Source organism: Acidimicrobiia bacterium (genome assembly GCA_016650365.1).
Lineage (GTDB): Bacteria > Actinomycetota > Acidimicrobiia > Spongiisociales > JAENVV01 > JAENVV01.
In genome coordinates this window covers 22,338-34,439 of the sequence record JAENVV010000005.1, presented here as the reverse complement: position 1 = coordinate 34,439, position 12,102 = coordinate 22,338, and the positions used below count along the sequence as shown (strand labels likewise).

The 12,102-nt window shown below is 61.4% G+C and carries 13 protein-coding genes; 8 read left to right on the top strand and 5 right to left on the bottom strand.

Features of this window, described 5'->3' with window-relative positions:
* Positions 1-25 precede the first annotated feature (25 nt).
* Both JJE47_00470 and JJE47_00465 read left to right on the top strand, forming a co-directional pair.
* Positions 26-241 carry a hypothetical protein gene (locus JJE47_00470; GenBank protein ID MBK5265883.1) on the top strand — a complete coding sequence of 72 codons (216 nt, stop codon included), beginning with the start codon at positions 26-28 and terminating at the stop codon, positions 239-241.
* A 194-nt stretch (positions 242-435) separates the two neighbouring features.
* Positions 436-771, top strand: a complete 336-nt coding sequence (locus tag JJE47_00465; GenBank protein MBK5265882.1) for an AhpC/TSA family protein — start codon at positions 436-438, stop codon at positions 769-771.
* Positions 772-821: 50 nt separating this feature from the next.
* On the opposite strand, the gene JJE47_00460 is transcribed toward JJE47_00465, so the two are convergent.
* Both JJE47_00460 and JJE47_00455 read right to left on the bottom strand, forming a co-directional pair.
* On the bottom strand, positions 822-1,133 hold the full coding sequence (locus JJE47_00460) for a hypothetical protein (GenBank protein MBK5265881.1): 312 nt from the start codon (positions 1,131-1,133) through the stop codon (positions 822-824).
* Positions 1,134-1,215: 82 nt separating this feature from the next.
* Positions 1,216-2,364 carry an amidohydrolase gene (locus tag JJE47_00455; protein MBK5265880.1) on the bottom strand — a complete coding sequence of 383 codons (1,149 nt, stop codon included), beginning with the start codon at positions 2,362-2,364 and terminating at the stop codon, positions 1,216-1,218.
* Positions 2,365-2,420: 56 nt separating this feature from the next.
* Between JJE47_00455 and JJE47_00450 the strand changes: the two genes are divergently transcribed.
* Both JJE47_00450 and JJE47_00445 read left to right on the top strand, forming a co-directional pair.
* Positions 2,421-4,079 (top strand): NAD+ synthase, encoded by a 1,659-nt coding sequence (locus tag JJE47_00450; GenBank protein MBK5265879.1) that lies wholly within the window; start codon positions 2,421-2,423, stop codon positions 4,077-4,079.
* Entirely contained in the window at positions 4,080-4,898 is an 819-nt protein-coding gene (locus JJE47_00445; protein ID MBK5265878.1) for an aminotransferase class IV family protein, read from the top strand.
* A gap of 7 nt (positions 4,899-4,905) precedes the next feature.
* On the opposite strand, the gene JJE47_00440 is transcribed toward JJE47_00445, so the two are convergent.
* Positions 4,906-6,177 (bottom strand): M23 family metallopeptidase, encoded by a 1,272-nt coding sequence (locus tag JJE47_00440; GenBank protein ID MBK5265877.1) that lies wholly within the window; start codon positions 6,175-6,177, stop codon positions 4,906-4,908.
* Between the two features lie 93 nt (positions 6,178-6,270).
* Here JJE47_00440 and JJE47_00435 point away from each other — a divergent pair, with 93 nt between their 5' ends.
* Entirely contained in the window at positions 6,271-6,813 is a 543-nt protein-coding gene (locus JJE47_00435; protein MBK5265876.1) for a hypothetical protein, read from the top strand.
* A gap of 44 nt (positions 6,814-6,857) precedes the next feature.
* Positions 6,858-8,441: a diguanylate cyclase gene (locus JJE47_00430; protein MBK5265875.1), complete on the top strand. Its 1,584-nt coding sequence runs from the start codon at positions 6,858-6,860 to the stop codon at positions 8,439-8,441.
* A gap of 24 nt (positions 8,442-8,465) precedes the next feature.
* Here JJE47_00430 and mgtE read toward each other — a convergent pair whose 3' ends face one another.
* Positions 8,466-9,845, bottom strand: coding sequence for a magnesium transporter (mgtE, locus tag JJE47_00425; GenBank protein MBK5265874.1), 1,380 nt, complete (start codon positions 9,843-9,845; stop codon positions 8,466-8,468).
* Positions 9,846-9,861: 16 nt separating this feature from the next.
* Positions 9,862-10,341 (bottom strand): transcription elongation factor GreA, encoded by a 480-nt coding sequence (locus JJE47_00420; GenBank protein MBK5265873.1) that lies wholly within the window; start codon positions 10,339-10,341, stop codon positions 9,862-9,864.
* 87 nt (positions 10,342-10,428) lie between these two features.
* Between JJE47_00420 and JJE47_00415 the strand changes: the two genes are divergently transcribed.
* Both JJE47_00415 and selD read left to right on the top strand, forming a co-directional pair.
* Positions 10,429-11,025, top strand: coding sequence for a DivIVA domain-containing protein (locus tag JJE47_00415; protein ID MBK5265872.1), 597 nt, complete (start codon positions 10,429-10,431; stop codon positions 11,023-11,025).
* A gap of 21 nt (positions 11,026-11,046) precedes the next feature.
* Positions 11,047-12,090, top strand: coding sequence for a selenide, water dikinase SelD (selD, locus tag JJE47_00410; GenBank protein MBK5265871.1), 1,044 nt, complete (start codon positions 11,047-11,049; stop codon positions 12,088-12,090).
* Positions 12,091-12,102: the final 12 nt, after the last annotated feature.

The window sequence follows — 12,102 nt, the reverse complement described above, 5'->3', positions numbered from 1 at the left end:
TGGGGACCTAGGTGGTGGAGTTACGGTGGAGGAGCTGCGAGCTTCAGGGATCGAGCAGCTGCCGATGGATGTCTGGATCACCGGTGATAACTGGATCTATCGATATGCGATCTCGTATGAGGAAGTCAGCGCGGCGGGAGTTTTGTCGATGCAATATGACCTGTTCGATTACGACGAGAACGTCGTCATCGACTTGCCAGACGAAGATAACGTGACTCCTATGGAATCGTTCGGGCCATGAGATCGTTCGACGTCGGTGAGCTAGCCGATCAGGTGTTGATCGACCCCGAGGGTGGCGAGCATCGCCTCGGCGACCGGTGGGCTGAAGCGCCTGCCATCGTGCTGTTCCTCAGGCACTTTGGCTGACTGACGTGCCGCGAGCGGGCCGGTCAGGTCCGCGACAGATATGAGGAGATCACCGCGACAGGGGCGACCGTGGTCGCCATCGGAACCGGTGGCAAGCGCTACGCCCAGTCGTTTATCGAAGATGAGCGCGTGCCCTTCGACGTCCTACTCGACGAAGATGGGTTGGCTGCCGAACTCGTCGGAACCGGGCGGCTCGGATTGGCTTCCATCGCCAAGCCGTCCGCCCTGGCGGCCGGGGCGCGTAGCCTGGCGGCCGGCCATCGCCAACGCAAGAGCGGTCGCCGGCCATTCCAGCTGGGTGCCACCCTGGTGATCGGACCGGGCGATGGACTGTTGTATGCCGACTTCGAGGACCACGCCGGCGATCATGCCGATCTCGACGAGGTGATGGCGGCGATCCCCTAACGGGCAGCCGGTGCCCGCCCCATCGCAGGCGAGCACCACCTTGTGTGTGGCTACCGCCTGCCAACCACCGCGGCTGCGTACGTTTCGTTGGAGTCCTGGTTGTACCCGCTCACCGTGAAGTAGATGGTTGTATCGCTCACGGAGATCTGGTTCAGCCATAGATCGCTGTCGGTTGCGACCGACCCCAAGAACTCGTTCAAATCAATGACCGACCAATTCACCAGGTCGTCAGAAAACAACAGATCGATGCTGGTTTGGCCGCCCTCGTAGTAGGAGTCAGTCGGGCTAATGGTCGTAGTCGTCTCCAGGCCATCTGAGCCGTTGGTGTTGGTACTTGTCTGGAGTGTCAGCCAAACGGCCATGGCACCGGCGCTGCCTTGACCAATCCACCGTTCGCCGTTTCCGGATTGGAACCCGCCAGGTCGGTTGGGAGTGACTAGATGGTCATTCGGCCGAGAGAAGAGCCAGCAACGAGGCGGCCCCGGCCCGTACGCCGGTTTCGATCGCCCGCTCATCGATCGTGAAGAAGGCCGAATGCAAGGCAGTCTTTACCGATACGCCGTCCCAAGCACCGAGTCGGAGCAGTGCTCCCGGGATCATCTGTAGGTAACTGGAGAAGTCTTCAGCTCCCATGGACGCGTCGGTGCCCACCGTCGACCCGGCGCCGAGTTCGCCCTCGATGGCCGCCCCGGCGGTGGCCAGTGTGGCCGGGTCATTCACGACCGGCGCGATCCCTCGACTGTACGTCAGCTTGGCGATAGCGCCGGTCGGAGAGACGATTGCCTGAACGAGGCGCTCAAGACGTTCGGGGATACTCTGCCAGGTGGGCTCATCAAGCACCCGGCAGGTCCCTGACATCCGGACTTCTGTGGGAATGACGTTGTCGGCCGAACCGCCGGCGATCTGGCCGAACACCATGGCGACCGGGATGCGAGCGTCGATGCTCCTGGCGAATTGGGCAGGTAAGTCGGTGAGCATCCGACCGGCGGCGTGGAGGAGGTCGACGGTTTCGTGAGGCCGGGCCGTGTGGCCGCCAGGACCGGACAACATGATCTCGAAACGGTCGGAGGAACTGGTGATCGCACCAGCCTTGAGACCGACCTTGCCGACTTCAAGCGAAGGGTCGACATGGAAAGCGAGGATTGCAGAGACATCGTCGAGAATGTCTTCGTTCACGAGTAGCTGGGCTCCCCCCGGGAAACTTTCCTCGGCAGGCTGGAAGATGAACCGGACCCGGCCGGGGAGTTCCATCCTGGCGAGATGCTTGGCGATCGTTACACCAATGGCCGTGTGGGCGTCATGCCCGCAGGCATGCATGACGCCTGGGGTTTTCGAAGCGAACGCCACATCGGTAAGTTCGTGGATTGGTAGGGCATCGAGGTCGGCTCGAAAAGCGACTCTCTTGCCAGCCGACCCCACGTCGGCGATGAGACCGGTCCCGGTGCGACGGGTGAGGGTGATCCCCGGTACATCGAGAGCCGTCGCGACCGCATCGGTCGTTTCCGTTTCCTGATATCCGAGTTCGGGATTGTGATGTATGGCCCGACGCAGTGCTGTGGCTGCCTCGATGAGGTCCGTTTTCAATTCAAACATGAGCGGCAATCCTAGGGTCTGCTCCGATGGTCCGTCGAGCGCGATAGTCTTGCGGCGTGGACCACATCAGGATCGCCGGCGCTCAACTAAACCTCACCGTTGGGGACCTGGATACCAACACCAGTCGCATTGTCGAAACGATCGCATGGGCGCACGCTCAGCAGGCCCAGATCGTGGTCTTCCCCGAACTGTCGATTTCAGGCTACCCGCCGGAGGACCTGGTACTCCGCGACGGGTTCGTGTCTGCCAACCTCGACGCACTTAACAAGATTGCCGAGCAAGTCGGCGACATCGTGGCCGTCGTCGGCTTTGTCGACCGAGCCGATGAGATCGATGAGGAACCCGATGATGCCACGTCTCGCACCGTGGCGAATGCGGCTGCCATTCTGCACCAGGGTCAGATTGTCGGCACCTATCACAAGGTCTTGCTACCCAACTACGGAGTCTTCGACGAGAGCCGGTACTTTGTCCGGGGTGGCGCCCCTGCCGATCTCCACCGGGTTATCGGTGTGAACCTGGGTGTCTCGGTCTGTGAGGACATCTGGCTCGCCGACGGTCCCGCTGCGCAGCAAGCCGCGTCGGGAGCTGAGGTACTGATCAATATCAATGCGTCCCCTTACGACTTTGGCAAGGCAGCCGCCCGCGAACAGATGCTCGTTGGTCGGGCCCGGGCGGCCGGAGTGCCGCTGGTCTATGTGAACCTCGTTGGTGGCCAGGACGAGCTCGTGTTCGATGGTGGGTCGTTGGTTGTGGCCGCCGACGGCACGGTCCTGCATCGCTCGCCTCAATTCGTCGAGGACCGGTTTGTGGTTGATGTTCCCCTGGCCGGCGTTGCTCCTGGCCCGGCAGGCTCGCTCGCGACACCCATGGAACCGAACGAGGAGCTCTACTCGGCCCTCGCTACCGGTCTTGGGGACTACGTTCGCAAAAATGGCTTCAAGCATGTCGTCATCGGGCTTTCCGGGGGGATCGACTCGGCCTTGACAGCCGCGCTGGCGGCAGACGCGCTCGGCCCCGAGAATGTGTGGGGGATCTCGATGCCTTCGCGATTCTCCAGCGAGGGGTCGATTCATGACTCCAAGGAGTTGGCCGATCGGCTTGGTATCCGTTTCAACGTGCTCCCCATGGATGACATCTTCCAGGCCCACCTCAAGACTTTGGAGCCGGTATTTGTCGGAACCGAATTCGGAGTCGCCGAGGAAAATCTCCAGGCGCGGGTGCGGGGAGCCCTCATCATGGCTGTCTCGAACAAATTCGGGGGCATGGTGGTCGCCACCGGGAACAAATCAGAGATGGCTGTGGGCTATGCCACCCTGTATGGCGACATGGCGGGCGGATACGCAGTGCTCAAAGATGTATTCAAGATGCAGGTGTATGAACTGTCCCGCTGGCGCAATCGCAACGGAGTCGTTATTCCCCAGTCCATTATCGACAAGGCTCCTTCGGCCGAACTCCGCCCGGATCAGAAGGACTCGGATAGTCTCCCGGAGTACCCGATCCTGGACGCGATTCTTGAGCGCTATATCGAGGAAGATCGATCGATCGGGTCGATCGTCGCCGAGGGTTATGACGAAGCCGTGGTTCGACGGGTGTGCGGACTGGTGGATCACAACGAGTACAAACGTCGGCAGGCTGCCCCCGGGGTCAAGATTTCGGTCAAGGCGTTCGGTAAGGATCGGCGACTCCCGATTACATCCAAGTATCGGGGTGGATGAGTGACGGTCTGGATCAACGGAGAGCCGTCAGAAGCCGGCACGGTGTCGGTTCACGACGCAGGATTCGTTCGGGGGGACGGTTGTTTCGAGGCACTTCGATCCTATGGTGGGCGCGCCTTTGCGCTGACCGAACATATTCAACGTTTGCAGTGGTCGGCCGCAGCCCTGGGGATGACGCTTCCGGTCGCAGACGAGCTTGAAGCGTGGATTGCGACCGCCGCCCGGGAGGCGGGGGATGGGATCGTGCGAGTGATCGCCACCCGCGGGGGACCGGATCAGATAGTGGCTCCTCCGATTGTCGTCGTTATCTCGGAACCATTGCCGGCTCTTCTGGAAAACTTGGCCTTGCTTCCGATTCGGGCACCGTGGCACTCTGCAGGGCGCCCCTGGGAATTGGCGGGAGCCAAGACACTGTCCTACGGGCCAAATGTCAACGCCGGCCGGGTTGCCAGGGAACGGGGATTCGACGATGCCCTGCTCGTGAGCGATGACGACATCGTCCTGGAAGGTCCCACGTTCACCATTGGCTGGGTGATCGACGGCGTAGTCGAAACCCCCGCGCTGGATCTGCTGATCCTCGACTCCATCACGCGACGCTACGTCCTCAATCTGGCGGAAGAGGTCCTTGAGGGTCGGTTCCATCTCTCACGAATCGTCTCGGCCTCTGAGGTGTTTGTAATGTCGACGATCAAGGAAGTCGTCGCGGTCGCTCGCCTTGGCGAGTTCTCGTTTGAACCAGGGCCGGTAACGGACCGCCTGGCGCGAGACTTTCGGGCAGGATTGATTGACGCCGGTTATACGGTCAGCCCCCGCGAGTAGAGCCTGCCTAGTCGGCCGCCCCACATTCGACTTCGGCGGCTAGTCCGAGGAGGTCGACGGCCGCGGCGGCGAACTCAGCTCGGGTGATCACAACATCGGGATCGCTCAGGGGCAGATCACAGGCGGCCAGTCCGAGCACCGTCGGTCCGGTGCGGACCGGAGCGGTATCACCGATGGCCGCGAACATTTGAGCCACGCCTCTGGCGGTCAGCGGCTCGCCGTCGCAGTAGCGACCGACTCCACAGTCGAACACGCTTACGATGGCGGTCAAGGCCCTGGTGCCCGTCGGAGGCTCGTATTGGATGATGTCCCTGGCCGACAGGTCCAGTCCGAAAGCGTTGTGAATGAAGCTCTCGACGTCGGCTCCGTAAACGGGGGCGTCCGGGCAAAAGGCTGAGCCGAGCGGCAGTCCACAGCCAGTAACCAACCCCAGGGCGGTTAGCTCACCGATGGCTGCTTCATAGTGGCTTCCGTCGTCGTCAACGTAGGGGAAGCGGAACGGGCCGGTCATATCGAATTCCACGATCTCCGGGCTGACCGCCAGGCCGGCCATGGCTGCAGCGGTCGAGGTCGACTCGGAAGCCTGGAGCGAAGGGACCGCGTCGACTGCAGTACCGTCGGGCATTCTCAACTCGAAGTGGAGGTGAGGAACCGTAGTTTCGGCGTTACCAGAGTCTCCGATCCAACCGAGAAGTTGGCCACGTTTGACGGGCGTGCCAATGGTGAGGTCGGGGGCGATGCCCCAACCGGCGCCGTCGTCAGCCCAGAGGGAGTCATTGTTCAGGTGGATGTAGTAGCTGGTCCATCCATCCGCATGCCGAACAGCCAGGCTGCAGCATTCATTGCCAAAGAATGAAATTACTCCGTCGGAAACCGCGTAGACGGGCGTGAGCTTTGATCCGCCGACATCGGCGCCTTTGTGCTTCCGGCCTTCTGGTCGGTCGGCACCGAACCCGGAAATCACGCCGGGAGCATGACCAACCGGGGATCCCATCTCGTAGACGAACGGGCGGCAATTCACCTCCGGCGCATCGGGAGGGACGGTAACGGGGGTAACGGGGGGCGTGACGGGGGCGATCGGTGTTCGGCCGCGACCGCCAATCGAAATCGGCGTATCAAAGGGTGCCGGTTCGACGGGTTCCGGGAAGAGGTCACTGAGGGTGACGGGATCGCACATCGACAACCGGTCGGACGGGTTAGGGGTGGTCTGGGCGCCTGCGACTATCGGACTCACCATAAGCAAACCCGTAAGCATCAGAATCCCGAGATACCTGGTCATGCTCCCATACCCATGTCGAACTAGCCCCGTCCCATATACTATCGTCTTTTTGGGACGGGAACCATAGACTTTCCCCCATCGTTAAAGGACGGTATGAGAACACGAATCGCATTGCTCGTTCTACTCCTGTTGGCCAGCATCGCCTGCAACCGTGGTGATGACGAGGCTGCCTCGACCACTGCCGTTACCCTCGCCGGTTCGTCGGCTACCACGATTCGCTCTGGTTCGGCGACGCAGAGTGGTGCTCAGGGCTCCACGACCTCCTCGACGGCTCCTTCGACAAACGGCTCAACACCGGCGGCCGTGGATCCCATCGCCTATGAGGTCGCGTCGCTGAAGACCATGAACGATGGGGTCGATGCCCTCATCGTGGTCGTTGGAGACGAGGAATATACCTTTGACGAGATGGAAAACCTCATGCGCGACATTGTCGAAGAGTATCCGGCCGCTAATTCGGTCAGAGTGGTCTCGGATCTTGCCGCGGTTGGTGCAGCGAGTCGATATGACACCGCTGACGCCCTGGCTGAAGATGCCGCCCTTCTCGAAGAGCACTTCCTGGTCGAGCTGGTCGACGGGATCCGGCTGATTTTCCGGGGACCATATGAACCGATGGGCCAGGCTTCCCTCGGATCGTGATTAGCGGTCAATCTTTGCCCTCCAGGCGCCGATAACGAGAGAGTATGAGCTCGCGAATCCTTATTGTGGATCCCGATGCGACTGCCAGGGCCGTCTCCGAACAGGCGATGATTGCAGCGAATATTGAAGTCGTTGGATCTGTCGCATCCGGTGAGCAAGCCCTGGCGGTTGCCAGGACCGCCCAACCAACCATCGTCCTGATCGATGTTGGTGTTGAGGGCATGACCGCCGACACGACGGTGCGGAGGTTGCGCGACCTGCTCGGCTACCGCCTCGATGTGATCGCTCAGATGTCTTTTTCCAATGTCGACTCCGTAGTCGACATGGTTGCCACCGGAACGGCCGCCTTCATCGTCAAAGGTAAACTCGACGATCTGGTGGCGGCGGTTCGGGCGGTGTCAGCCGGCTCAGGCATGTTGTCCGCGGAGGCCAGTCGGCCCCTGCTCGAAGAAATCCAACGACGGTACGAAGCCGAGATTGAACGTAATCACGAGTTGGAGGCGACTGTCTCACGGCTCGAAGCGGTCTCGGTAACGGACTGGTTGACCGGCCTGAAGAATCACGGGTTCTTCTGGGATCGCCTGGTCGAAGAGCTTGAGCGGGCCAGGCGTTATGACCGCCCGCTTGCCGTGATCATGGCCGACATCGATGACTTCAAGGCTGTGAACGATGCGTACGGGCATTCCGTCGGTGATGAGGTCCTTCGTGCCGTGGGGACGGCCATTCTTGGTTCGGTCCGCGAGTCCGACATCCCCTGTCGGGTCGGCGGCGAAGAATTTGCCCTCATCATCCCTGAAACCGATATTGATGGCGCACTGCGAGCCGCTGAGCGGGTCAGGATGGCCGTCAACCACCTGAGCCTGCCAACGGTTGGGTCGGTTGCCATAAGCCTTGGCGTGGCGGTTCACCCCTATCACGCTGCCAACGGGGCGGCCCTCGTCGAAGCGGCGGATCGGGCGCTCTACGAAGCCAAGCATGCTGGAAAGAACTGCACCCGCCTGGTCGGTGGTGATTCGGGTCCGGTCGAACTCATCGGATCGATGGGTCCGGTCGTGGCTGCGCTCCTTGCCGCCCTGGGCCTTAAGGCTCCCCGCCTGGTGAACCGGTCCCGACGAGTTGCCGAGTTATCCGTCCGACTTGCCGAGGTGATGGGGCTTTCCGTAGTCGACGTTGAACGGTTGCGGGTTTCTGCCCTCCTTCATGACGTCGGCGTATTGGGGGTGCCGGAGAGCATCTTGATGAAGCCGGGGGCGCTCACCGATGACGAGACGTTGGCCGTCCAGCAGCATCCGATTCACGGATATAACCTTGTCGTGGACGCTACGCGCCCGGAGATTGCCGCGGCGGTGCGCGCTCACCACGAAGCATTCGACGGTAGCGGGTACCCTGACGGCCTCAGCGTCAAGGCGATTCCGCTTTTCGGTCGGATCGCCCATGTGGCAGACGTTTTCGAAGCGATGAGAGCGGACCGGCCTGACCGGCCCGGACGACCGAGGGCGGCGGCGATTGCCGAGATTCTTGGCGGTTCGGGCACGGCCTTTGATCCCGAGGTTGTCGAGGCGTTGATGAAGTTGCTCGAGTCCGACGCAGGATCCGGTGGCGCCACCATCATTGACTTCCCTGCCTGATTGGAGTTTGGTCGCCTGGCTGTCCTAGAACAGCAGGATCGACGCCATGGCGAGGAATCCGCCGAATCCGGTCAGGTCGGTTATCAAGGTCACGAAAATGTTCGACGCCAGGGCAGGATCCAAGCCGAGGCTTCGGAGGAGAAGCGGGATGCCGGAACCGGCCGAGGTGGCGATGACCAGGTTCGTGAACGAAGCGAGGCCGACGACCGCCGCCACCGAAACATCCGCTCTCGTCAGCGAGACCGCGAAGGCGAGGGTGCCAATCGCCAATCCAGAGAGGGCGCCGATGGCGAGCTGTCTCCCCAAGATCCCTGGTATCTCGGATCGGGGAACGTCGTCTGTGGCCAGGGCGCGGATCGTGACCGCCAGGCTCTGAGCTCCGGCGTTTCCTCCGAGCGTGGCGACGAGTGGCATAAGGGCTGCCAGGACCGGCAGGTTGGCGATAACGCCCGACTGGCGACTGATTGCTTCAAGGGTGCCCAACGCCAAGACGAGGTTGACGGCCAACCAGGGAATTCGGTTCCGCACCGATTGATAAATCGAAGAGTATGGAGTCTCTGATTTACCGGCCCCCATGGCGGTAGCGAAGTCCTCGGACGCTTCCTGCTGAACCGCGTCGATGACGGCTTCGGTGGTGACCATGCCCAGCAGTCGACCGTTTGTCTCGACGACGGGGAGTCCGAAAAGGTTGTACCGGGTGGTTAGCTCCGCTACTTCCTCCCGGTCGGTGAACGGCGTGACGGTGACCGGATGGGCGACCATTACCCCTTCAAGGCCAACTTCTGGCGGATTGAAAACCAGGTCCCGAAATGATAGGACTCCGAGGAGGCGTTGCTCATCGTCGACGATATAGACGTATGAGAGGTCCTCGAGAACTTCGTGCATCTTGCGCACGGCTTCGATGGCTTGCCCGGCGGTGATGGTTACCGGCAAAGCCGCCACTTTGGTGGTCATCAAGCCGCCAGCCGAATCCGGGGGATACTGGAGCAACGACTCGACGGTGTTCGACATATCGTCTGCCATGATTTCGAGCACGGCGTCGCGATGTTCGGCCCCCAGATGGCCGATGATGTCGGCGGCTTCCATCGGCGTCAGAGCGGCCAAGATCCTTGCAGAAGCTTCGGGGCTGAAGCGTTCGACAAGGTCGACTGCCAGATCGCTGCGAAGTTCGTCCAGTACCTCGGCCGCACCCTGGCTGGTCAGCTCAAGTAACAGGTCGGAGGCGGCGTCCTCTCCGAGCTCTTCGAGAATATCGGCGGCGTCGGCCGGGTCGGCTTCGGCGAGCGCCGTCCACTCGGCCAGGTGGCTATCAAGGTATCCCTCAACCTCGCGCGGGTCGGTCTTCGCCCGTTTCCGTAGGTGGGTCGCGTGCTCGCGGGGGGTCCTGAGACGGAATTTGACCATGGATTTCGTCCTCCAGTTACCCCTGGTACGGCTTGATATCCACCACTTTGAGCGTGAACGTTCCACCAGGAGCCTGGTAGGTGACCTCCTGGCCGACGGTCGCCCCGAGGAGGGCAAGACCCATCGGCGAGGACGGTGAGGCGAGGACGTAGCCGCGAACCTTGTTCTCCGGGGTTGCGACGAAGTACTCCATTTCATCGCCGTCGGCATCGACGGCGACAACGATTGAACCAACTTCTACCTTGCCGGAGTCGCTTGCTTCGCGCACTACCGCGTTTTCGAGAATATGGCGGAGTTGTCGAATGCGTGCCTCCATCATGCCCTGGGCGTTTTTGGCGGCGTCGTAGTCGGCGTTCTCGCGAAGGTCTCCGTGACTGCGGGCCTCGGCGATCCGCGCCTCGATCTCGATGCGCCCAGGCCCGGTCAACTCGGCATATTCGGCTTTCAACCGCTCAAAAGTGGTCGGAGTGAGCCAGGTTGTTTCTTCGTTGTTCATTTCACGAGGTTACTACCCGAAATGTCCCGCAATGCCACAAATCTCATGTGTGTAGTTCTATGATCGGGCACAACGGAGGTGTTTGCGGTGGCGCTGACCGCAACGGAGGCGGCAAGACAACGATTCTTGAAGACCGGTCGCGGGTACGCGCGCCGCGAGGTCGATCATATGAGGCGCCGGGTGGCTGGATCATTGCTTGTGATCGAGAGGAACCTCGGCGAGGCGCTTCCCGTCACGAGTGACCAGATCCGACTGGCAGCCTTTCCGTGGGTCACGGGAGGCTACGACTATGAGGCCGTTGACGAGTTCCTTGAGCGGGCAGGCCGGATTGTCGGTGCCTACGAGCGGGCGCAAGCCGGGTACGAGTTGGCGCCTGCCAAGCCGTTCCAGCGACTCACTTCCGACGAAATCACCGGACTGGCCCTCACTGTCGTCTTCCGAGGCTATAACCTGAAGGAAGTAGACCGGTTCCTGAACCGGGTCTCTGGAACGTTGTACGCATGTGAGACGGGCAGACCGTCGCCGCTTGTTGACGCCTCCGAGGTTGCGAGAAAAGTGTTTCCCATTTCCATGCGCGGCTATGCCGAACGGGAAGTCGATGAAATCCTTGATCGGGCAGCTGAAACCATCAGCCGCTACGAGCGTGACTTCCGAAGACGCTCAGAAACCGGCACCGGGATCTGATCCGTCCCGGAAAGGGGATTCATGTCTGAGCGGCTTACTGCCTTTTCACATGGCGCCGGCTGAGCGTGCAAACTCAGCGCAGCTGAGTTGGCGCAGGTTCTGCGCCCCTTGCACAATTCCCCTGCCACACAGCATCCCGATCTGATCGTCGGAATCGAATATGCCGACGATGCGGGTGTCTTCATGGCGCCCGGCGGAGACGCGCTCGTTCAAACCGTCGACTTCTTCACACCGATCGTTGACGACCCGTTCGACTGGGGGCGAATCGCCGCGGCCAACGCCCTGTCCGACGTCTACGCGATGGGTGGTGACCCCCTCACGGCCCTCCAACTGGTCGGGTGGCCCCGGGGGGTCATTGGCTTTGACGTGCTTGAGCGAGTTATCGAAGGCGGCCTTTCCGTCATGGAAGAAGCTGGCTGCACGGTCGTTGGCGGCCATTCGATTGATGATCCCGAACCGAAATACGGATTTGCCGTAACCGGCATCGTCGAGCCGGGTCGACTCCAAACCAACGCCGGAGCCCGGCCGGCCGATCAACTGGTTCTGACCAAGCCGCTCGGGACGGGCATTATCACCACGGCTCTCAAAGCCGGAAAGGTGGACGAGGAACTCGCCCGCTATTGCATCGAGACGATGGCTGAATTGAACGCTGGGGCTTCGCTGGCCATGGCGGCGGTCAATGCCCACGCCTGTACGGACGTGACGGGATATGGTTTACTCGGCCACCTGCGCGAGTTGCTCACGTCGGCTGGCGTAAGTGCGCTCATCGAGGTCGATCAGGTCCCGTTGATGGACGGTGTCGAGGCGCTGCTCGAGGCCGGCTTCTTTCCCGGAGGCAGTCAGCGGAACCTTGAAGAGGTGTCCCCGCATGTGACATCGGACGTCGAACCAGCCTGGCTTCAGCTTTTCGCGGACGCTCAGACCAGCGGGGGCTTGTTGATCTGCGTCCCGCCAGCCGAAGCTCAGGACCTACTCGATCGGCTTGAAGAACACGAGTGCTTTGAGAGTGCGGTCATCGGTGAGATTCACAGTGGGGCAGAAGGCACCATCCGACTCGTTCGGTGACACTCCTAGACT

Coding starts and splice junctions, on each gene's coding strand:
- JJE47_00420 (MBK5265873.1), bottom strand. CDS start 10,341: ATGAACAACGAAGAAACAACCTGGCTCACTCCGACCACTTTTGAGCGG.
- JJE47_00460 (MBK5265881.1), bottom strand. CDS start 1,133: ATGGCCGTTTGGCTGACACTCCAGACAAGTACCAACACCAACGGCTCA.
- JJE47_00435 (MBK5265876.1), top strand. CDS start 6,271: ATGAGAACACGAATCGCATTGCTCGTTCTACTCCTGTTGGCCAGCATC.
- JJE47_00430 (MBK5265875.1), top strand. CDS start 6,858: ATGAGCTCGCGAATCCTTATTGTGGATCCCGATGCGACTGCCAGGGCC.
- JJE47_00440 (MBK5265877.1), bottom strand. CDS start 6,177: ATGACCAGGTATCTCGGGATTCTGATGCTTACGGGTTTGCTTATGGTG.
- mgtE (MBK5265874.1), bottom strand. CDS start 9,845: ATGGTCAAATTCCGTCTCAGGACCCCCCGCGAGCACGCGACCCACCTA.
- JJE47_00455 (MBK5265880.1), bottom strand. CDS start 2,364: ATGTTTGAATTGAAAACGGACCTCATCGAGGCAGCCACAGCACTGCGT.